The organism is Methanosarcina horonobensis HB-1 = JCM 15518 (assembly GCF_000970285.1).
Taxonomy (GTDB): Archaea; Halobacteriota; Methanosarcinia; order Methanosarcinales; family Methanosarcinaceae; genus Methanosarcina; species Methanosarcina horonobensis.
This window is the reverse complement of the sequence record NZ_CP009516.1, coordinates 555537-576167: the sequence shown is the minus strand read 5'-3', so window position 1 is coordinate 576167 and position 20631 is coordinate 555537. Positions and strand designations below refer to the sequence as shown.

Here is a 20631-nt window from a genome sequence, read left to right as displayed (position 1 = left end):
CTTATTATAGATCTTAAAACGTAAGGGAGAATCACTATGAAACAGCAGGTAGAAGTAAAAGACCTTAAAGAAGGGAAATATGTAATTATTGACGACGAAGCATGTGTTATAAAAAGCATTACCAAGTCCAAACCAGGGAAACATGGAGCTGCAAAGGCAAGGGTAGAGGCTATAGGCCTCTTTGACGGCCAGAAACGTTCCTACATAGGCTCCGTTGCAAATAAAATCTATGTCCCGATCGTGGAAAGGAAGAGCGCTCAGATAATCTCAATTACTGGAAACATTGCCCAGCTTATGGACATGGGAGACTTCTCAACCTTTGAGATTATAATCCCCGATGAATACAAGGACAGAGTAAAAGAGGGTGAAGAGGTGTCTTATATCACAGCCCTCGGAAAAGTCAAACTCGATATAAGAACATAAGTCCCTGAAAAACAGGCAAAAACTCAGGTTAACAGCCTGAGCTCTTTTTTTAATAAATAATTACATCAGGTAAGAATATGTTTTTACCCAATTCCTTTATAGACGCTCTTGCAGACTACGAATCTGCACGATATGTTATTTTCGGTGTACCTTTTGACAACACTTCTTCGTACCGTGCAGGCAGCCGCTGGGCTCCAGACGCGATGAGGCAGGTTTCTGCAAATTTTGAGAGTTATAACCCTGTGTTCGACATAGATCTTGTAGACCTTCCGATTTATGATGCAGGAAATCTGGAGACTTCAGCCCTGGTTGATGAAACTCTGAGGGATCTTTACGAAGAAGTAAAGATTCTGTTAAACGACGGAAAGCTTCCTATTATGCTAGGAGGCGAGCATTCCCTGACTTATTCTACGGTCAGGGCATGTGCCGAGTTTGCAGGAGATGATTTCGGAGTCCTTGTCCTTGATGCCCACTTCGACCTCAGGCAGGAGTACAGGGGATTCAAGCATAACCACGCCTGTGTATCCAGAAATATTCTGGAGAATGTTACAAAGAATCTTGTTTCTATAGGCATAAGGAGCGGACCCGAAGAAGAATGGGTTTTTGCCAGGGAGAATAACCTTAAATACTACACGGCAGATGACGTCGAATCCATAGGCATGGTAGAAGTCCTTAAAGAAGTTATTGAATGGCTGGACTGCAGTCAGATCTATCTTTCCCTTGATATGGATGCAATAGATCCTGCTTACGCTCCCGGACTCGGCACACCTGAACCTTTCGGGCTCAGTGCCAGGGATGTCAGGACTGCGATAAGAACTCTTGCTCCTTATTCAATGGCTTTTGATATCGTGGAAATTGCCCCTGAATATGATTCAGGACAGACAGCCATGCTTGGAGCAAAACTTATGAGAGAGTTCATCGCCTCTCATGCAAAAAGCTGCATCAAAACATAAACATATACAGTTGACTGTTGCGATAGAGCAATTTCAGCTTTTTGCTAAAAGTTGCGGAAAAGGATGAAGTATCCATTTATAGATTTAAGTATCCATTTATGGATTTCTCCTCTACCAAGCTCTTTTATTTAACTGCTCTATTATGACAGCTCTCTGTTCAAAAAGATCTGACTTGATTACACTCTTTTCCCATCTTACGTACGCCAGATAGCTATGATCTTATCAATTGTGATATGCGTGTATTTTCCTTTATTTTCGAGAGTGAGTACATCGTCTGCGCAGGCTTCCACCTTTCCGTTAAAAACATCGGGACCTCCGCAATAGACATCCACAACTTCACCAAGAAGATGTTCCACTATAAAAGATTGCATTTTTTTACACCTCAATGTGTTTCATGTTTGGTTCTGTGAATCAGGATCAGTTTCCATCCCAAGTATGAAGAACAAAAAGCCTGAGCTAAGTGAAAAGCCTGAGCTAAAATGAAGAAACTAAGCTAATCCTTCAGTCCAGAAAATTATTCGACTGTAACAAGGTTCAGAAAAGGATCATTAATATCCTTTCTCTGCTCCCGGTTGATTCTTATACAATTGTTTGAGATCTGCAATTTTCGAATTTACTGAGCCCACAAAGCTATAATCTTATCTATAGCTATATGTGTCAGTTTTCCTTCGTTTTCGAGGGTGAGTACATTGTCTGCACAGGCTTTTACGGTTCCCCTGAAGATATCTGGCCCACCACAGTAAACATCTACGGCACTATTGAGATAATGCTCCACTATAAAAGATTGCATCATATTTCTTGACTCCCGTTGAGATTCTTATTTTAGTAGCTGTTTTATCTGTCTGTTACCTGTCTACCACTGCTTTAGATATATCGGTTTTCAAACCGAGATTCTGGAAACAGATACCTGTATTAACTACCTGTTCATTCCTTATAAATTTATTTAAAAACTAATTTTGATTTTCCGGATGCGGCGGCTTTAAATCCTTATTAAGAAAATTAACTTACGTACTGAAATCTCACTTCTTTGCCGGACAGTGGTTTTACAAAAATAAAATCTTGATTATATGATCTTTTACTTCAGGTTTATTTGTGTGGAAGAGTTCGGGAAAGCTAAGTTTAGCTGGAAAAAATGTTATGATATAGGCCTTTGAGAAAAATAAGACGGAAACTTAGGGAACAAGCCCTTTTAAGGGAAGTCCTCAGTTCTCGTTACCCTCATAGAGAAAAATATCTTCGATATTTGCGTTAAAAAGTCTGGCAAGCTTGAAAGCAAGGTCAAGAGAGGGATCATACTTTCCTTTTTCAATAGCATGTATTGTCTGTCTTGTTACTCCTACTTTCTCAGCCAAACTTTCCTGGGTAAGGTCGTGCATCGCCCTGTAAACTTTGATATTATTCTTCATCAAAGCCACCATATTTCCTGTTGTAATATCTGTAAAACAGGGAATAAAGTACAAGAACCCCGCAGCCTGCGTATGCCATGAAGAAACCAAGATCGGTATATGTTGGATAAACCTCTCTCATCGCTATCAGGGCTGCACCCCCAAGAGCAAGCCCTGTCATAACTATCTGGAGAGTAACCTGCGAAGCCTTCTGGCTGATCTGGTGAATTCTCTCATCTTCGACCACATCTTCCAGCATTTGTTTCAAATTGTACATAACTGCCATGCCTGCAAGTACGACGCCTACTGCAAGTACCGGATTTCCTATCGATACCGAGAAACCCACTACGGCTCCCATGACCATTACGATCAGGAGAGAGATTATCCTGAATTGTTTTTGCTTCATTTGAAAAACCTGCCTGGATATTTTTCAGTTATAATTTTAATTAATATAATTAACATCGATTTTGTTAAATTCCTAAGTAAAGTTCTAAAGACATATAGTCAAGTTAAGCATACATAATGTAATGTTTTATTTACGTTATGTAGAATAGAGAATACGTTATTTAAAGATATCGGAGCAGGAAGAAAACTAAAAAACTGAAAAAATTCCGCAGGTAGAATTTGAAGAAAGGTCTTGAAGAAAAGATTTGAAGAAGGGTTTCTACCCTCCTTCGAATGCACAGATATCAGTTTTGATATTTCAGCTTCGGTTAGTGACCACTATAGGTTCGGGCTTGTGAGAAGAGTGTTTCGAATCGTGGGCTTCAGATGAGGACGAGGAATCCGGGTTGAGAGTTGCCTCCTTGGAGAGAGCAGCAATCAAACATCCCCTTGCAATTGAGTAGAGGGGGTCCTTTGAGTCCGTTCCTGATGTGCTAAACCTGTTCTTTCTAATGCTCGAAATCCTGATAGGTAGATCAGTTTCTTTTAATCTTTCCTCAAACAGCTCTGTAAAGCCTTTGACCCTTGTACTTCCACCTGCGATTGCTATCTGGAATTCAGCATCTGGCGGAGCGGTTTCTGAGAGTTTGCGCTTGAGATGCTGCAGTACATATGTCAGAAGAGCATCGTAGTAAACAGCAAGTGCTCCCTGGACACTTCCTATTTCATGTTCTCCAGACAGTGAAAAGTCCGTCTCTTTTATGTAGGTGATTCTTTCCTTTGCCATGCCTGTGGCAATTGCGACCTGCTCATCAATCCAGTCCCCTCCGCGTGCTATACTGAAGGAAACAATCGGGGTTGCCATGTAGGCTACGGTTACATTTGTCATGCCTGCGCCTACACTTATCCCGACTCCTGTGAAATTGGAATCGCTAAGTTCAGAGTACACGACTGAAAGTCCTTCATCAATAGGGCAGGCAGTATACCCGAGTTTTGTGGCAAGGGCTTCTACGGTTTTTCCATGGTAGAGCACATTTAGCTGATTATCCACAGGATTTGCAGGGACGGAAATGTACAGAAGTTCGTCTTTCTTGTCAGGGAGTCCGAGTACCCTTTCAATAATGAGCTTGATCATAGGAATGGAATCTTTTTCCTCAGGACTTATAATTCCCTGCTTCATGGGCCTTCGGATATGCTTATTAAATACGTTTGAGAACTTAAAGGCATCTTCTCCGAGAACATTAATAACGCCTCCTCTCTGGGTGTATAGTACTCTTCCATTATCTAGCATTTGTTTTGTAAGGTCAGTTGATTCCATTTCAAGGAATGCGTTTCTCTGCTGGGAAAAGGAAATTGAGCCATTTCCTTTTGTAGCACATATGATATTCATTGTTCCTACATCAAGGCCTTTAGCCATTTTAACGTCTCCTCAAAAATTTCGTTTTGTTATGGAGTAATCCTTTAGTTTGTTTGCCTCTGGAAGGCGTACTGGTTGCCCGGGCAAGTAGCAGTGACGCTGAATCAAGCCCTTCATCGAGAGCTACATGCTTGCCGGTACTGGCAAACTTCAGGTTCTCAACTTCAGGAATTTCATCCTGAATAGTGATTTTCTTCTCTGACTCCAAGAGCCCTTTTCCGAGAATAAAATCATATTCGGTGTCTTTTAAGTCCATATTAAACTTCGAAAAACTATCTTTTTTCGTAAAGGAGTTAGCGAGGGTTCTCTGGACTTCTTTCTCGATTTCGTGTTCACTGTGACTTTTTATCTTTTCAGACTCTATTTCAGAAAGTTGTCTTGCTCTTTCCTCAATCAAATTCAGAACTGTATTTGCAAAGGCATTTCCTGCAAGCAGGCAGACACCCCCAGCATATACAGCTGCCACATAAGTAACGTTAGGGTATACCCAAACCGGATAACCCTGCGGGTAAAGTACAAGAAAAGCTCCAATCCCTATACAGTTAAGGACAAGCCCTGTTCCTACAATATGAAGATGATATTCTTTCGGGTTCTTGATCATCAGGTTGATACCCGTAAGAATCAGGGATAACCCGAAACCGATAAAACCATAAGTGATGGCTATTTCTCCGGGATCGGATCTTCTGGTAAGATTTACAGAAAGAGCATAAACAATACCTGTTAGCGCCAAAAGAAAACCGGACAGTAGCGCCATCGATGCAAAATAGTGGCTTATTTTGGATTTCATTGACACCATTAATAACAGGGCAGTGAAATATAAAAATGTTTTGTTTTTTTTACAAAGATACTTTTTAATTTTAAAAATATTGTAATAAAAAAAATGATCCGGCAATAATGGTATAGGAATAGGAAAAGATTCCATATATAGAAGAGATGCTCTTCAATCACAGTGTCCGACTAATCTCAAAGAGACCGCCGGAAGATTGCGAAAATTGATCAATATTCAAAGAGAAATGGAAGAAAAAAACAATATAGATAGAAGCGAGGTTTCTATATTTTGGAAGCCAGAGAGGTGAAATATGCAAAGAAACATTAGTAAATTAATTTAGTTGTTTAGCCGAAAAAACTAGATTTACAATATCAATTAAATTGATATGTCATCAGATGTATAAACTAATGCGAGACAATATAAAATACATTTAAAAGATGAAACAGGAGATAATATACAAAATATGTTGGTGGTATAGTATTATGGTTGACAATTTTTTAAGACAGGCTGAAATAATATTTTGTATTTGCCTCTTTGTACTTCTTTTGATTTTCTGCGGCCAGTCCTGGATGAAATGATTGATGCAACAGGCTATAATAGGAAAAGGTAGAACGTTGATCGTCTCATAAATTAGGGAAAAACATGCTAAGCAACCCAAGCAGAATTATAAGTGCTATGGTAAGAGAGCAAATTTAAAGTCTTTTTATTTTCTTCAATAATATATAGTAGATGAGCCGGCCCCAGGACTCAAAGTTTGCTTCTTTTGATCCCGTATTTTAAGTAACCAATCAAGAAACAAAAAAGCTCTGATTCAGGAAAGGGGAGAAAGCAAAGAGGAGAATTGCAAAAATTAGTGATTGGATAAATGTTTAAGATATAATCTCACCGGATTTATTCCACAGTCACAACTGTATCGTTAGTCTCAAGTTTCCTGTTTTATTACAACAGATCTGTAGTATGTATTCTGCACGTTAAAGCATGCTTTTTTAAACTTTATTTTAACTTAGCCTATATTAAGCTTTTTCCCGTTAATCTTATTTAGCGATACATACGAATCAAAGGTTCGATAATCAGAATTACAACTGCTTCTTTTTCATAATTAATTCTATAAAGTAACCTTAAATGTCTGGACCTCAGCCTGAAAAGTTTTTCCGGACTCTCAATTGTTCTTTTTGCACCCCGAGGGACAGGATCAAGGGCAAGCTCTTGAAAGACTTCCCTGACCCGTGCAAAAGTAATTCCGTCTGCAGATCTCAAAAAATTTTGAACTTGAGTGTCAAGGAAAACTTCAAACATTTTAAACTCCGGTTATTAAAAGTTTTTAAAGTTTATGAGTTTTCCTTTCTTCTCGTTTTCAAAGCTTTTAGAAACAATCTCCTTTTCTTCTGCAGTGAGTAGGGCATCTATGTCTACCATATGTTCTTTCATTTCCCCAAGTTGTTTTTTGATAAAGTTAAGTTCTTCGAAGATCCTTTTCTCAATTTTCTCTCCATTTATGAAAACCACCAAACCTGATTCTCGTCAAGATTATTAAATAGTCAATAAATGTCTCAGATATAATTAAATTATACACAAAGACACAACAGATGAGATTGTTTTTCTTGATGCTTCAATAAACACAAATGGGAAAAAGGTATTCATATTTACCCTCAGGTAAGAGGTTATTGTGATTTAAGATTTTTCTGTAATGTGTCCTGGACGTCACAGAAATAGCGAGAAATGCCAAACACTTTCTCTATAGGAAGCACAAATCCTATACCCATTCCAGGTTCATCAAGTTTTACTGCCTCGGTAATAGAACTCTGGATAATATCTACCATATCCGATTCTGCGATGGTAAGTACGATTTCTTTCTCCGGTTCTATCATCAGACCAAGGATACTTTTGTTTTCATGTATACCTGTACCTCGCCCAAACAAAATTGTTCCACCCTGGGCACCGGCCTTTCTGGAAGCCTTGACTACATCATCGCCCCATCCTTTTTTTACAATCGTTACGACTAATACAAAATCTCCTTCACTCGACATTATTTCTACCTCCGATAAATCTTATATAAACACCCAGAAGCATAACAAAGATAATAGGTGCAAGTGCTATCATTGCAATCAGGCCAAAACCGTCTACAATGGGATTTCCGCCTTCCTGCACCGAGGCTACTCCGACTGCCATTGACATGAGGAATGTCACAGCCATAGGACCCGTTGCAACCCCTCCTGAGTCAAATGCAATAGCAATAAAATCCTTGTCGCAAAACCATAACAGAACAAGGACAAACAAATATCCTGGGACTATAATATAAATGAAAGGAATTCCGTAAACAAGTTTTGTCATCGCAATGGAAACAAATACAGCAACTCCGGAAGAAAGTGTATAGAGCATAAGTTTCGAACTGATATAACCACTGGAAGATTCCTCAATCTGGTAACATAATACTCTTACGGCAGGTTCTGCGAAGGTGGCAAGAAATCCAAGGACAAAACCTATAGGGATTAACAGGCTTTTTTTGTTAGAATTACCAAAAAATTCACCTATTTCCATCCCCACAGGGAAAAAACCACTATAGACTCCGTGTAAAAATAAGATCATCCCGGTTGCAGTAAAAAATATTCCTGTAAAGAGCTTGATCAACTGTGATCTAGGCAGCTTCAGGTAAAAATACTGGAACACTATAAAAAATAACACGAGAGGGGCAAGTGCCTGAATAACTTCGAGAAACACAAGCAATATTCCTTCTGTACTCGCAGAATTCATGAAGAAAGCACCCCCAGCAGCATTATACTGAGTATGGGACCTATCGATGCAAAACCTATGAGCCCGAAACCTTCAGAAAGTTGAGACCTCTCCTGCAACACCGAAGCTGTCCCGATCCCCAGGGCCATAATTACAGGTACGGTCATAGGTCCGGTGGTCACGCCTCCTGCATCAAAGGAAATAGCAAGGTACTCAGACGGTGTAAAAAAGGACAGTAAGATTATGATTAGATAACTTATTGCAAACAGATGTTTTATCGAGACTCCGTAGACTATCCTGAGAATGGAAGCGGTCACAAAGAATCCTACTCCGAAAGCTATTGATATGAGCAGTAAATTACGGTCTATGCTGTCTTCTGAAACTGAATCAATCATACTGCTCAGAACTCTTACATCAGGCTCTGCAATCGTTGTAAGAAAGGAGAGTAAAAACGCTACTACTGCAATAAATATCAGTGAACCATGCTTTGGCAAATCAGCTCCGATTGCCTCACCTATTGGCAGCATCCCCAGTTTGACACCCATAAGGAAAAAAGTCATTCCCATTATGACCAGCACTGTGCCGGATAAAAAGGATACAAAATGAACCGGGTTTGAACCTGTGAACACTAGCATGATCACTATCACTGCCAGTGTTAAAGGCAATACTGCCTGAATAACTTCGAGAAAGGTTTCTTTAAAATCCCTCATCATAAGAGTTTTCCACCAAATTATAAAGTAAAATATTTTACAAATATTGCAAATCGAAGATATGTGAAAGCAAACTTAAATTAAAGAGGTATAGTTGAAATCTTATTTGCCATTATCAGGATTGAAATTGAAGTTTTTGACCCCACCGAATTATGATATTACACATAATTAATGTTAACACTAATAAAATAAATACTAATTTAATAAGTAAATGAGTAATAATATTATAAGTAATATTAGCGTATCCAGAGTTTTGGAATTTTCTTTAGAACTGCTTATTCTCAATACCATCTAACAAAAAATATTGAGGAAGGAGACATCACTTCACTCCATCTTCAAAAAGTCTTTTAACTTCATCAAGCTTTTCCGGCGGGCTGATTACAAGCAGAATATCATCTGCAAGGATCTCAGTCTCAGCTTGCAGCCCGGAGATCAGTTTATGATGTCTGGAAATTGCAAGTATGGAAACACCGTACTTTTTCCGGATATTGAGCTCTCCAATCGTTTTTCCTGCTCCCATGGAAAGTTTCCCGACTCTTATACTCCTGATTTCTACATCTGCAAAATCAAGAGCCAGGTCACAGAACTTTTTCCGGAGGATATCAGGGCTGCGGAGCATCCTGTAATGGTTCGCACGTAAGGTTGAACCCAGAGAATCGATTTCGCTCCCTGGAACCAGATACCTGTGGAGTACTCTTGTAAAAAGCTCTATCGAGCTTTCAAACTCATCAGAGATGACCTCGTCCGCCCCGGCAGCATAAAACTTATCCAGTTCGCTCAGGAAATGTGTTCTGGCAATAATATGGACTTCCGGGTTTAGCCTCCGGGCAGCTTCAATAATTCTTCTCGCACTGGCAGGGTCTCCTGCGGTCACGACAACTGATTTTGCAGTCAGGATACCTGCGTGTTCCAGCACAGCTTTCTGGGCAGCATCTCCATAAAGGATGTGTTCTCCGTTTTGTTTTTCCTTCCTGATGGTTTCTGGATTGATATCTACTATCCTGTAAGGGATAGAAGCTGACTTTGCAGCTGTCACGACGTTTCTCCCATTTACCCCGAAACCTACTACAATCACATGGTTTTCGGGAATTTCCTGAGATTCGTGTTCCTTAAAATGCCTGTACCACCCGGATTTTATTATTGAAGGAATGGGAAGCGACTCGGCAAAAGAGGTAGTCCTGTATCCCATGCCCATTATGAAAGGAGTGAGTACCATGGAAATAACGGCTATATCAAGGAATTCCTGGTAAATTTCGGAAGATATCAACCCGCTTGTAAAGCCTGTCTTTGCAAGAATCAGTGAGAATTCCCCTACCTGAGATAGGGAAAAACCGACCAGAATCATTGTATGCATAGGGAAACCTATGAGGAAAGTGCTCAGAGAGTTTGCTGCAGCTTTCAGGATCAGCACTGCCAGAGTCGCAGCCAGTATAAAGGACAAATGCTCTCTCAATATATCCAGGTCAAGCAGCATCCCTATCGAAACGAAAAAAATGCTCATGAACATATCCCTGAAAGGGATTAAGTTCCCGAGTGCCTGGACAGAATATTCGGACTCTGAGATGATAAGGCCGGCAAGAAAAGCTCCGAGAGCCAGAGAAAGGCCAACCATGGATGTCAACCAGGCAACCGAGAGCCCTATTGCTACAACGCTCAGGAGAAAGAGCTCGCTGTTGCGCGTCTTTGCTACCTGGTACATAATGAAAGGAACTGCATATCTGGCGCTGAAAATGGTAAATAATATGAGTCCAAGCCCTTGCAGGATAAGCTCTAAGAAGGATTTTTCCGTTCCCTCAGTTCCTGCAAGGAGAGGGATCAAAAGAATAATTACTACTGCAGCCACGTCCTGGAAGATCAGTATCCCCAGAGAGGTTCTTCCATGGAGGCTGTAAATTTCTCCTTTTTCCTGCAGTATTTTAAGGACAATTGCAGTGCTGCTCAATGCCACCAGAAGCCCGAGGAAAATAGCAGTTTCCCTGGAACTTCCTAGCAGGAGGAAAATAAAAGCAACAGCAATAGCAGTTATAGAAAGCTGTAGCCCTCCTCCGAAGATTACGATTCTGCGAAGTTGCAGGAGTTCCCTCAAGGAAAATTCCATGCCGATAGTAAAGAGCAGAAGTACGACTCCTATTTCAGCCAGCATTTCAATATTATCTATATCGTTAACCAGCCCTAATCCGAAAGGACCGGAAAGAATTCCCGCGAGCAAGAAACCCACTATCGGGGCTATCTTTAGCTTTGAGAAAGTAAACACTACAGGAATTGAGAGCCCAAAAATGATTAGCAGATCAGTCAAAAGATCCGATGTCATCAATATATATTTAATTTTCAAATGATATAAATGTCATTATGCCACCCGAACAAAAAGTTGGGAAAACAAACCATGCCGAGGATTATCAAATTAACCCGTTTTTAAGTCCATCTTAAACCATAAGCTTAAAAATTATCTGTAAAAATGTGTTCTTAGTATAAGATTAATAGTGATCTTCTTGTTATTTCACTCATTTTAGAAGCCTAAAATAAGTTTTAAAGGTATAAAAATCCTCTTTTTAATACCAAAATTGCTCAGAAAGGACTAAAAAGTAAATAATCTTGACTTCAAGGAATTATACGAGAATAAAAAGATCAGATACGTTTAAACACGGAAAAACTGGCTATAAAACGAGGTTTTTTGGAGCTTATTATCTCAATAAAAGAAATATTAGAACTCCTTTAGACAAAAAAGTATTTAATATATGTGTTTACTCTTAACATTAATCAATTAAAGACGCATTTTCTTTAAATAAGCTGGAAAAAACAGAAATTAATTTACTGAACAGGAATCAATTTTTCCTATATTTTGGACATCTGTCCCTAATTTTTCATCCAGCTTTCACGAGGTTCAAACGTGAGATCCAAGATTAAAGACTGTTTTAACGTATCTGAAGAAGAATTTTCAGACTGGAAATGGCAGTACAGACATAGAATTACGACTGTGGAAGAACTTGAAAAACTTATTCCTCTCTCGGAGTCTGAGAAAGAAGATATAAAAAAGGCCCTGGAAGTTTTTCCCATGGCAATTTCTCCTTATTACGCATCCCTTATAGATCCGGAAGATCCTGACTGTCCTATTCGGATGCAGGCTGTCCCCATTTCAGCCGAGCTTCAAAAATCTTTCTGGGAACTTGAAGACCCTCTCTGTGAAGACCAGGATTCACCATCAGAAGAGAGCTGTATTACACACAGGTACCCTGACAGGGTGCTTTTCCTTATTTCAAACCGCTGCGGAATGTACTGCAGGCACTGCACCCGCAAGCGCAGAGTCGGCAACAGAGAATATGACTATTCTGAAAAAGCAATCCGGGAAGGGATCGAGTATGTCAGGATGCATCCTGAAGTAAGGGATGTCCTGCTTTCGGGAGGAGATGCCCTTCTTGTATCGGATAAAAGGCTGGACTGGCTTTTAGGGGAACTCTTTAGTATTCCTCATGTAGAGATCGTAAGGTTAGGTACAAGAGTGCCTGTCACCCTGCCCCAGCGCATAACCCCGGAACTGTGCGAAATCCTTGGAAAATATCCGTCGGTCTGGCTCAATACTCATTTCAATCATCCAAAAGAGATTACTCCCGAATCAAGAAAGGCAGTGAACATGCTTGCCCGTGCCGGAATTCCTCTAGGCAACCAGTCCGTACTCCTCAGGGGGGTAAATGACTGTCCTGTGATAATTAAAAATCTCTGCCATGAACTCCTGAGGATAAAGACCAGGCCTTACTACCTCTACCAGTGCGACCTTTCCTTCGGACTTGAACATTTCAGGACCTCGGTTGCACGAGGTATAGAAATAATAGAGATGCTCAGAGGGCACACCTCAGGACTTGCTGTTCCCACCTTTGTAGTTGACGCCCCTGGAGGGGGAGGAAAAATCCCTGTCGGACCCAGTTACCTGATCTCAAGTTCGGACACCGGGGTAACCCTCAGGAATTATGAAGGGGTTATCTGTATGTACCCGGAACCTGCAGAGTACTCTGCGAAGTGCCAGCAAAAATGTTCCATCTGCGATAAGCACCCCGGGCTTAAAAGTGATACAGGTCTTGCAAAACTCTACGATGAAGAAAATGATATCATCGCCCTTGAACCTGAAGGCCTTGAAAGAAAACAGCGTTTCTGAAAGGAAAATATCTCGAAAAAATAGTGTTCTGGAAGCAAAAAATGTGTTTAAAAACTAAGGAGGGGTCGCTACGGAAAAAAACGTTCCCTTAACGCTTGAAATAAAAGAGGAACTCCCCGGATACTGGAGAAAAGCACATCTAAAGATCTCCGGCACGGAAAAGGCTGAGCTTGTAATTGATTACTACAATAGAAGAATAAAAGTCATGGATTTTACCGGACTTTTTGAAGAGGTATCCGAAACCCTCAAAGCTCTTGCCGAAGCAGAAGAAGTGGGAAAAATAATCGTATACACTCCTCCGGAAAAAAGGCAGGAACTTGAAACCTGCGGGTACATCGAAGAGGGGACTATCAAAGGATACTATGCCGGGAAGGATTGTTATATATTCTCAATTTACCCTGAAAACTCCAGAGGGATTTCTTTCTATAAAGAAAAAGAAAATCAGATAATTGAAAGCTGTCTGAAGAAAGACAGAAAGATAGGAAAAACCCGGCAGAAAGATAGAGGTTTCCGGAAAAAAGAGAGCTGGAAAAAACAAAAAGAGAAAAAACGGCTTTCGGAAGAGTACACACTCAGGCCCGCAGTCCAGGCAGATGCCACTGCAATGGCAGTACTCTACAGGGAAGGATTTCAAATGTATCCTGCTCCCCTGCACATGGAAAACTACCTGCTCAAAACAATGGATTCCAATGTCCTTTACCTCCTTATAGAAAAGCATGGGAAAATTGTGAGCATTGCCTCGGCAGAAATGGACCCAAAAACCGGAAGCGCTGAAATAACTGATTGTCTTACGGTTCCTTCAGAAAGAGGAAAAGGGCTGATAAAAGAACTTATAGCAGCCCTGGAAAAAGAACTTTCAGCCAGGAACTTCCTGAGCTCTTATACCCTCTGCAGGGCTTCATCCTCTGGCATCAATATAGCCTTTGCTTCCCTGGGATATACTTATACAGGCAGGCTTGTGAAAAACTGCAGGATAGAAAGTGGGTTCGAGGACATGAATATCTGGTGCAGGATGCTCAGTGAAGAGAAACTAACTGAGGAATAAATTAAAGAAAAGGGATGGAAAGAAAAAGTCCTGAGAGAAAACCGGGTTTCAGGTAGGAGAGGAAAGGAGAAAAACTGTCAGAAAACCGCTCATGAGAACTGACAGAAAAAACGACCCTTCCCAAACGGAAAGTTACTCTTTAATTTATTTTCTTTTCTAATTTTTTTAAATTTTAATTTAAGTTACCTGCAGTTAAGGAAGGTTCCTGACATTCTGCTCAAGCATGTCGACAACTTCTTTTGCCGCTTCGGAAGCAAGATGTTTTTTGTAGGCTTTTAAAGAGATCAGACCTTTTGTAGAGTCCTGAAGTTTGATTTCTCCATCCATCAGCTTCTGCCCATTCACTGAACTGTCGTTTACAAAAACAACGGTCTTGTTTCCATTTTTGAATTGTTCGAAATATTTTGTATCTTTACCTGTGGACGTATAAAAAAATACTAAATTCAGATTTGAAGAAGCATAAACAGGAGTATACAGCCAGTTATTTCTGCTAATATTCACCAGAAGAGCTTGAGAATCGTATTTTTCCTCTATAGTATCTACAATTATGACTTCCATACCTGCCGCTCTAAGGTTTTCCTCGAGTTTTTCTTTCAAATGCACTGTAAGCGCATCATCCCCTTCGATATAAAGGTGAATCCTGCCAGAAAAATTGATCTCGGGACTTCCTGAGGAATAAGCGCTTACTCCCGAATTTGCCTGAGTCTCGCTCTGTGACGCTTTGAAGTCCAGGATATAAAAGGAAGAAAGGACAAATGCAAAGACAAGCAGGGTCAAGAGTACTTTTTTTGTTTTCGGATTTTCAGACATATTTCTAAAACTTAGTTCTAATATTAAAAAAGAGGCGGGTAAAAAGACAAATTAAAAACTCAGGCAAAACCCTCGGAGAAAAAAATCCGAAGGTCGAACCTGAAACCCGGAAACTCAGATAAACACAATGAATAGCACATAGGATACTGACATCATGGCCAGAGAGTGCTTGAGCCCGGAAGAGATACTTCCCGAACCCATTTTACCTGCAACCAGTCCGGAGCCGAAGCCCTGGAGGAGAGCTGCATGGAAGAAAAGGAGAGTATACTCCTTCAGGTCAAAACCTCCCATAGACATTGCCGGGTTGCTGGAACCGTCAAGAGCAGGCAGGAAGAACGCAGCAAGCACATATACAATTACCAGGAAAACACAGAAGGTCACGAAGATGATGAAGACATAAATGAACATCTCTGCAGAACGCTCTTTTTTGAGGTTTTTCTCAATATCGGCATCATCTGCAACAGTGCTGATAACCTGATGAATATCTCCTGTGGACTCGCTTGCTTTTGCTATAAGGGTCAGGCTGCGCCGGGTCATGTTGGTCCGTATTCTGGTTTCGAAATGCTTCAGGGCTTCTACAAGGTTCGAATTCCAGCGGATGTCTGCAACCGTACGTTTAATTTCTGACTTAAGTCTGCCCATGTTTGACTGGGCTGTGATAGCTATGGCGTCGGCAAGTAAAATCCCTGTCCCGTTAATGCTTGCAAGCCTTTTGAGGAATTCAGGGACCTGATCTTCAATTTGCCGGATCTTCCGGACTTCGAGTTCGTGGAAAATAATGTAAGGAATGAAAAGGACAAGAAGAGTTACATAGAGATAGTCATCAAGAGTAGACGCAGTCTCAACGAACCCTCCATAATAAGGTCTGTGTTCCAGAAAAGCGAAAACAAAGTATCCTATCGCAACAGGAGCGCTTATTGCAAAGGCATATACCGGCCTGTCAAGCATAGCCCTTATAGGGTGCAGGAGCACATTCTTAACTCTTGATACTTTCTCAAAAAACTCCATTTTCTGGAGCAGTTCTTCATCTTCTTCTGTTGGCGGCTTTACCCTGACATCACTGAAATAATCCGGCTTAATTGCAGAGATCCTCTCCTCAGGCATCTTTTCCGCATCTCCGGTGAGCATATCCAGGAAAACAAGAAAGATAGTGGTCCCGAAAGGAATTGCTCCGTATACAAGGATGTATAGATTGGTTGCTCCTCCGTTGTCAATCATATTCATGACTACGAGGATGACCATCAGGAAAAGAGGACCTACAACGAATACTGTAATATAGACCTCTGCCAGGAGCCCGAGGGTATCAAGAAAACGCTTGTGTTCTTTGTTTGCATTCGATTTATAAAGGTCAGTCTTGTTTTTCAGGTAAAGAGTAATATCTCCTCCACTTGACACTATTGAAATCAGGCCGTCAACAAGGTCTTTGAACTGCTCGGATGGCGTCCTGTCAGCAGCATCCCAGAGAGAATCCTGAAGGTCCTTTCCGAAGTACTCTATGTCCCTGACAATATTTCCGAACTCCCGGGAAGTGGTTCCGTAAAGATGAGAATGCTTCGAAAGTGACTTCATTATATCATAGATAGTCATGCCCCCGCCCCTCTGCAGTACGTAAAGGAAAGCTGTTGCATGAGGCATTGCTGCATTGATAGCCCGCTTCCTGCTGTCAGCTTTCATAGGCGGGTACGCCATAATAAGTCCGTAGGTAAGGGCAGCAATTATCGAAAAGAAAATGAGCCCACCTACAGCCGTAAGGAGAAAGGGAAGATGAGATTCAATAAACGCAGGGGTCTCGACCGCCCTGGTCACCCTGTGTGAGATGCCAAATGTTGAGACAATACTTTCCGGAGTAATGCCCCTGAAGAGCACTCTTCCGAGAAGTAAACCTGCAAGCCCGCCAAAAATTCCCGTAAGCAGGGAAAATAAAACTGCAGTTGAGACATACTGTTCCACAGGCAGAGGAATTTGAGCCTGACGAAGCTTTATCTTGAGAAGCGCAAACCGGTCTTCTTTCTCAAGAATTTTTTCTCCGAAGATCCTGAATGCCAGGGTATTTATAGCGCTCATGGATATCCCCATTTAACTGTGGTGCATTATCATGTCCCGCAAGGTATCGTTTCCAATCGCTTCCATTACAAGCTGCGGGTTTGTAGCGTACATATGTACTATAAGAGAAACGCTTACATAATCACGAATCTGTTTTGCCGCGAGATAGGCGAGGATTTGTTCCCTGTTTTTGAACTCAATGAAAAGTTTATCAGGGCTCCAGCCCCTTGCTTTCATAATCTCATTGAGCACATAGGAATCTCCTGCCCGCTTGAAGGTATCATGAACAGGTTCCCAGCGGTAAAGTTCATTAATCCTGAGGCTTCCGGTCCTTGCATCAAGCCCTGTGATCTCCACAATCGTTTTGGTTCTCCTCACTCTGGTCTCATTGACATAGGTCTGCATCTGGATACAGATTATTCCGAGAGCCTGCATCATTACATGAGGAACATTGATAGGCTCGTTTTCAAGCCTGTTAACCACAGTTTGCACATCGCTTGCATGCATTGTTGAATAGGTAGTATGCCCTGTTGACATCGCCTGGAAAAGAGTGAGAGCTTCTTTACCGCGGACCTCACCTACCAGGATATACTCAGGACGTTGCCTGAGGGCAGCTTTCAGAAGCTCATACATGGAGACCTCTCCGGTACCACCTACAGTGAACGATTTTCTGGTTGCGCCTGCGATCCAGTTTTCGTGGTGGAGCATAATCTCCCTTGTATCTTCAATGGACACTACTTTTGACAGCCTCGGGATAAAAAGGGAAATAGCATTCATAAGAGATGTCTTACCCGAAGCAGTACCTCCTGCAAAGAGTACACTGATATTGTTTTCAATGGCAATCCAGTAGTAAGCCATCATCTCGACACTGCATGTACTATATCTGATCAGATCAATAGGAGTTATCGGGTCTCCTTTGAACTTACGGATAGTGTAAGAACTGCCTCTTGTCGTAACTTCTTTTCCGAGGGTTGCCTGAATCCTTGACCCATCAGGAAGAGTTGCATCTACAATCGGTTCTCCTATAGAGATGTGCTTGCCGCTCCTCTGGCAGAGCTTGACAACCAGGGAGTCAAGTTCTTTCTCCCCAAAGTGGATATTGGTCACAATGTTGTTGTGCTTTCTATGGTAAAGATAAATGGGAATCTCAATCCCAGAGCATGAAATATCTTCAATATTCGGGTCAAGGATCAGTGGATTTATCCGTTCATATCCGATGAAATTCCTTCTAAGAAAATACATTATTTTATGGATAGAGGAGACTTCAAGGGTACTGTAGTACTGATCAAGAAGCCGCATGCCCCTGTTAATAAGGATGACATCTTTCTCTATTCCGGAGATCATATCCTCCTGCGTGAGAACGTCTTCCAGGTTATTTCTGACCCTTTCAAGAACAGTCTTTTCATAGGTCGTCAGTGTTGGCTCAACAGCATAATAATATCTCATTTCCCTGTTTTCAATTATGCTGACAAAGGCATAAGGTTCTTCTACCCAGTAGCGTTCGATTTCAGTGAATCCCGCCGGAATTTCGTATTCAAGAAGCGGACCGCAGGTTTCAGGGTCATAAGGGGGAAGAACCCTTATTTCCTCATCCTTCAAACTCCGGATTATTTCTGCAAACTTTTTTTTTGCCCCTTCGGAGGTTTTTACCTCCTCGAAGAATTCTTTGAGCTTATCACTTAACTTTTCGCCTTCTTTGATTCCTACTATATCGCGGGTCAGATCCCTCATGTTTCCGGCGAATCCGGATTTTTTCTTGACTTTTGCCTTTTGGGGAGCTTTTTTAGCTTTACCTGAAGTTCGGGCTTTTTTCTCCTCTTTTGTCTTCTGAGAAGTCTTTAACTTCCCTTCCCCGCCTTTATGATCTGTACTTCCCTCGCTATGAGATCCGGTTGGGGGTGGAAAAATGCCTTTGTTTTCTGTTTCAATTATAAGTTCAACTTTCTTTTCAGGAGTGGCCTCTGTAGAGACTTCAGGTTTCGGCTCCAGAGTGACTTCTGTGGAAACGGTAGGTGCAGGTTCAGGAACTACGTCTCCTTCAAGTGAGATTATTTTTTTACTTTCTTGTTCATCCACAAATAGAAGAGCTTCCGGTATGAGTTCGTTTCCCGAATTCTCCTCAGCCTCAATTTCTGGAGAAAAGCTCTTGAATTGGACAGTTTCGAGTACGGGTTTAGTTTTTCGATTTTCAATCTTGATTTTCATATCAGGAAGGTGAGTATTTCCATTTTCTGTACTCTCATTTTCTGTACTTTGATTCTCTGCAGTCTCATTTCCTATACTCTCGTTTTTTGTAGTTTCATCTACTTCATTTTCATTTACTGCAGTTTCATCCTCTGAAACTTCCTGAATGATATTGTCTGTATCTTTATTGTTGTCAGCTTGAAGGCTGTCAATAATAGAGGTATTAAGAGTACTGTCATAAGGAACTTTTTTGACAGGCACCTGTAAAAGATAGGAGTTTCCTGCCAGAATATCTTCTTCCTCATCTATACGCACATTATTATCTGATTTTTCTGAGTCATCTGGAGATTTCTCGTTTTTAGAAACCATAGAAGCTCACCCCACTGAGGATTATTCCCCTCACAAAGTGACCATCAGTATAAAATAATAATCTAAATTCTTCCTAAACTTTTGGTTTAGTTTTTGATAATTTTCCGACATTATCAGTTATATTACCAAATACTTTTATGTATTAATTTAAGTTGCATTCACTCATTTTAGAGAAACAAAAATAAAAAACCACTGAACTTTTGATTATTAATCAAATAAGAAATAGGATTTAATAGTATAAATCTTTTGATTAAAAAATATAATATTAGATTTAGTATATTTATTATGTGATAGAAATTTTGCGTAAAATTAAACAAAAAAGAAATCAGTTTGAAGCACAAGAAACAGACGTTTGAAAAGGACAGAAAATCAGGAAAGATGGAGAAGAAATTAAGGACAAAAGAAGAAGCAGAAGAAAAATGAAAAAAATAAAAAAATTAAAGTCTTAGAGAACCAGATTTTTTAAAGGAGTTTAATCCCTGATGAAGTTATTTCAAACCTGATGGGATTCAAACTGAGGCATGTCCTCCGCATTTTAGGAATCCTTATGTAACGCTCAATATTTCCCGTATACGGGTTCTCATCTACCATAAGCCGAAGAGAGCCGCTTACCGAGTATTCAGCAAGGTTATGAGTCATCTTGCATGCGGTGTCGTCCATGACAAACATTGACGTACAGTCACCTCTGGTGCTCAAAATAAAATTAAGTGCATCAAACTGATCTCTGAAGTCCTGAATAGAAAGCCTGAGGGTAAAAACCCCGATATTATCGATAACTACAACATCGGTTCCTTCAGGTATAAAGTCTGAGAGCGTGGGCAGTTCTATTTCCAGACCTTCAGGAGTAAAACCAAATTTTGAAGTCTGAACCTTTTCTGAGCGGTTCTGAAAAGACCTCTCAATTGTAAGCTGACCGTTTTCATGATATTTAGTAAGTCCGAGGCCCAGCATTTCAGACTGGTCGAGAATATCTTCAGGAAGTTCCTCTGTTGCGACCAGAACGCATTTCTTGCCGTCAAGGCATGCCCTGTGCAGAAAATGAATGGTAAAAGTCGTCTTACCGGTCCCTGTATCTCCGGTGATAAGGAGGACTCGGCCTGCCAGGTATCCGCCGCCGATTCTTTCGTCAAGTTCAGGTATTCCTGATGATATCCGTTTCATTGTTTTGACTCGATCTATTTTGTCGATAAAGCCTTAAACTCATTGAGTTTCCAGACTGATAAATAGGCATAAGATTGAAGTTTTAATTACAGGGTATAAGG

General features: G+C 40.8%; 19 protein-coding genes. 4 read left to right on the top strand and 15 right to left on the bottom strand.

All coding sequences use genetic code 11. From position 1 onward, the window contains the following. Nucleotides 1-36: 36 nt before the first annotated feature. Both MSHOH_RS02490 and speB read left to right on the top strand, forming a co-directional pair. Complete coding sequence (locus tag MSHOH_RS02490) at nucleotides 37-423, top strand: translation initiation factor IF-5A (RefSeq protein ID WP_048137090.1); 387 nt, start codon at nucleotides 37-39, stop codon at nucleotides 421-423. Nucleotides 424-500: 77 nt separating this feature from the next. Beyond that, a complete protein-coding gene (gene speB, locus MSHOH_RS02485) occupies nucleotides 501-1376 on the top strand; it encodes an agmatinase (protein WP_048137088.1) in 876 nt (291 codons plus the stop codon). A 194-nt stretch (nucleotides 1377-1570) separates the two neighbouring features. Here speB and MSHOH_RS24490 read toward each other — a convergent pair whose 3' ends face one another. From MSHOH_RS24490 to MSHOH_RS02430, 11 genes are all read right to left on the bottom strand, one after another. Further along, nucleotides 1571-1747, bottom strand: coding sequence for an MM0924 family protein (locus MSHOH_RS24490; protein ID WP_204245375.1), 177 nt, complete (start codon nucleotides 1745-1747; stop codon nucleotides 1571-1573). Between the two features lie 242 nt (nucleotides 1748-1989). After that, nucleotides 1990-2169: an MM0924 family protein gene (locus tag MSHOH_RS02480; RefSeq protein WP_048137086.1), complete on the bottom strand. Its 180-nt coding sequence runs from the start codon at nucleotides 2167-2169 to the stop codon at nucleotides 1990-1992. 409 nt (nucleotides 2170-2578) lie between these two features. Beyond that, complete coding sequence (locus tag MSHOH_RS02475) at nucleotides 2579-2782, bottom strand: helix-turn-helix transcriptional regulator (protein WP_048137085.1); 204 nt, start codon at nucleotides 2780-2782, stop codon at nucleotides 2579-2581. Next, a complete protein-coding gene (locus MSHOH_RS02470) occupies nucleotides 2772-3167 on the bottom strand; it encodes a DUF2178 domain-containing protein (RefSeq protein WP_048137084.1) in 396 nt (131 codons plus the stop codon). Before MSHOH_RS02470 ends, MSHOH_RS02475 begins: the two co-directional genes overlap by 11 nt. A 297-nt stretch (nucleotides 3168-3464) precedes the next feature. Beyond that, the gene (locus MSHOH_RS02465) at nucleotides 3465-4562 is read right to left on the bottom strand and encodes a cell division protein FtsA (RefSeq protein ID WP_048137080.1); all 1098 of its coding nucleotides are present in this window, start codon (nucleotides 4560-4562) and stop codon (nucleotides 3465-3467) included. A 1-nt stretch (nucleotide 4563) separates the two neighbouring features. Beyond that, nucleotides 4564-5349, bottom strand: a complete 786-nt coding sequence (locus MSHOH_RS02460; protein ID WP_158024023.1) for a DUF7139 domain-containing protein — start codon at nucleotides 5347-5349, stop codon at nucleotides 4564-4566. A gap of 1020 nt (nucleotides 5350-6369) precedes the next feature. Further along, nucleotides 6370-6627 carry a hypothetical protein gene (locus MSHOH_RS02455; protein WP_048137075.1) on the bottom strand — a complete coding sequence of 86 codons (258 nt, stop codon included), beginning with the start codon at nucleotides 6625-6627 and terminating at the stop codon, nucleotides 6370-6372. Between the two features lie 365 nt (nucleotides 6628-6992). After that, nucleotides 6993-7358, bottom strand: coding sequence for a P-II family nitrogen regulator (locus MSHOH_RS02445; protein WP_048137071.1), 366 nt, complete (start codon nucleotides 7356-7358; stop codon nucleotides 6993-6995). Beyond that, the gene (locus MSHOH_RS02440) at nucleotides 7348-8082 is read right to left on the bottom strand and encodes a DUF1538 domain-containing protein (RefSeq protein ID WP_048137069.1); all 735 of its coding nucleotides are present in this window, start codon (nucleotides 8080-8082) and stop codon (nucleotides 7348-7350) included. Before MSHOH_RS02440 ends, MSHOH_RS02445 begins: the two co-directional genes overlap by 11 nt. Beyond that, nucleotides 8079-8774 carry a DUF1538 domain-containing protein gene (locus MSHOH_RS02435; protein WP_048137067.1) on the bottom strand — a complete coding sequence of 232 codons (696 nt, stop codon included), beginning with the start codon at nucleotides 8772-8774 and terminating at the stop codon, nucleotides 8079-8081. Before MSHOH_RS02435 ends, MSHOH_RS02440 begins: the two co-directional genes overlap by 4 nt. Nucleotides 8775-9090: 316 nt before the next feature. After that, complete coding sequence (locus tag MSHOH_RS02430; RefSeq protein ID WP_239451171.1) at nucleotides 9091-11067, bottom strand: monovalent cation:proton antiporter family protein; 1977 nt, start codon at nucleotides 11065-11067, stop codon at nucleotides 9091-9093. Nucleotides 11068-11658: 591 nt separating this feature from the next. On the opposite strand from MSHOH_RS02430, the gene kamA reads away from it, so the two are divergent. Continuing rightward, nucleotides 11659-12918, top strand: coding sequence for a lysine 2,3-aminomutase (kamA, locus tag MSHOH_RS02425; RefSeq protein ID WP_048137065.1), 1260 nt, complete (start codon nucleotides 11659-11661; stop codon nucleotides 12916-12918). A gap of 100 nt (nucleotides 12919-13018) precedes the next feature. Continuing rightward, complete coding sequence (ablB, locus tag MSHOH_RS02420) at nucleotides 13019-13963, top strand: putative beta-lysine N-acetyltransferase (protein ID WP_082089214.1); 945 nt, start codon at nucleotides 13019-13021, stop codon at nucleotides 13961-13963. A gap of 192 nt (nucleotides 13964-14155) precedes the next feature. Here ablB and MSHOH_RS02415 read toward each other — a convergent pair whose 3' ends face one another. From MSHOH_RS02415 to MSHOH_RS02400, 4 genes are all read right to left on the bottom strand, one after another. Beyond that, complete coding sequence (locus MSHOH_RS02415) at nucleotides 14156-14773, bottom strand: hypothetical protein (RefSeq protein WP_048137059.1); 618 nt, start codon at nucleotides 14771-14773, stop codon at nucleotides 14156-14158. 114 nt (nucleotides 14774-14887) lie between these two features. Then, the gene (locus MSHOH_RS02410; protein ID WP_048143058.1) at nucleotides 14888-16837 is read right to left on the bottom strand and encodes a type II secretion system F family protein; all 1950 of its coding nucleotides are present in this window, start codon (nucleotides 16835-16837) and stop codon (nucleotides 14888-14890) included. A gap of 12 nt (nucleotides 16838-16849) precedes the next feature. Beyond that, the gene (locus MSHOH_RS02405) at nucleotides 16850-18547 is read right to left on the bottom strand and encodes a type II/IV secretion system ATPase subunit (protein ID WP_048143056.1); all 1698 of its coding nucleotides are present in this window, start codon (nucleotides 18545-18547) and stop codon (nucleotides 16850-16852) included. A gap of 1284 nt (nucleotides 18548-19831) precedes the next feature. After that, nucleotides 19832-20530 carry an RAD55 family ATPase gene (locus tag MSHOH_RS02400; RefSeq protein WP_048137057.1) on the bottom strand — a complete coding sequence of 233 codons (699 nt, stop codon included), beginning with the start codon at nucleotides 20528-20530 and terminating at the stop codon, nucleotides 19832-19834. Nucleotides 20531-20631: the final 101 nt, after the last annotated feature.

Coding starts and splice junctions, on each gene's coding strand:
- MSHOH_RS02490 (WP_048137090.1), top strand. CDS start 37: ATGAAACAGCAGGTAGAAGTAAAAGACCTTAAAGAAGGGAAATATGTA.
- speB (WP_048137088.1), top strand. CDS start 501: ATGTTTTTACCCAATTCCTTTATAGACGCTCTTGCAGACTACGAATCT.
- MSHOH_RS24490 (WP_204245375.1), bottom strand. CDS start 1,747: ATGCAATCTTTTATAGTGGAACATCTTCTTGGTGAAGTTGTGGATGTC.
- MSHOH_RS02480 (WP_048137086.1), bottom strand. CDS start 2,169: ATGATGCAATCTTTTATAGTGGAGCATTATCTCAATAGTGCCGTAGAT.
- MSHOH_RS02475 (WP_048137085.1), bottom strand. CDS start 2,782: ATGAAGAATAATATCAAAGTTTACAGGGCGATGCACGACCTTACCCAG.
- MSHOH_RS02470 (WP_048137084.1), bottom strand. CDS start 3,167: ATGAAGCAAAAACAATTCAGGATAATCTCTCTCCTGATCGTAATGGTC.
- MSHOH_RS02465 (WP_048137080.1), bottom strand. CDS start 4,562: ATGGCTAAAGGCCTTGATGTAGGAACAATGAATATCATATGTGCTACA.
- MSHOH_RS02460 (WP_158024023.1), bottom strand. CDS start 5,349: ATGAAATCCAAAATAAGCCACTATTTTGCATCGATGGCGCTACTGTCC.
- MSHOH_RS02455 (WP_048137075.1), bottom strand. CDS start 6,627: ATGTTTGAAGTTTTCCTTGACACTCAAGTTCAAAATTTTTTGAGATCT.
- MSHOH_RS02445 (WP_048137071.1), bottom strand. CDS start 7,358: ATGTCGAGTGAAGGAGATTTTGTATTAGTCGTAACGATTGTAAAAAAA.
- MSHOH_RS02440 (WP_048137069.1), bottom strand. CDS start 8,082: ATGAATTCTGCGAGTACAGAAGGAATATTGCTTGTGTTTCTCGAAGTT.
- MSHOH_RS02435 (WP_048137067.1), bottom strand. CDS start 8,774: ATGATGAGGGATTTTAAAGAAACCTTTCTCGAAGTTATTCAGGCAGTA.
- MSHOH_RS02415 (WP_048137059.1), bottom strand. CDS start 14,773: ATGTCTGAAAATCCGAAAACAAAAAAAGTACTCTTGACCCTGCTTGTC.
- MSHOH_RS02410 (WP_048143058.1), bottom strand. CDS start 16,837: ATGAGCGCTATAAATACCCTGGCATTCAGGATCTTCGGAGAAAAAATT.
- MSHOH_RS02405 (WP_048143056.1), bottom strand. CDS start 18,547: ATGAGGGATCTGACCCGCGATATAGTAGGAATCAAAGAAGGCGAAAAG.
- MSHOH_RS02400 (WP_048137057.1), bottom strand. CDS start 20,530: ATGAAACGGATATCATCAGGAATACCTGAACTTGACGAAAGAATCGGC.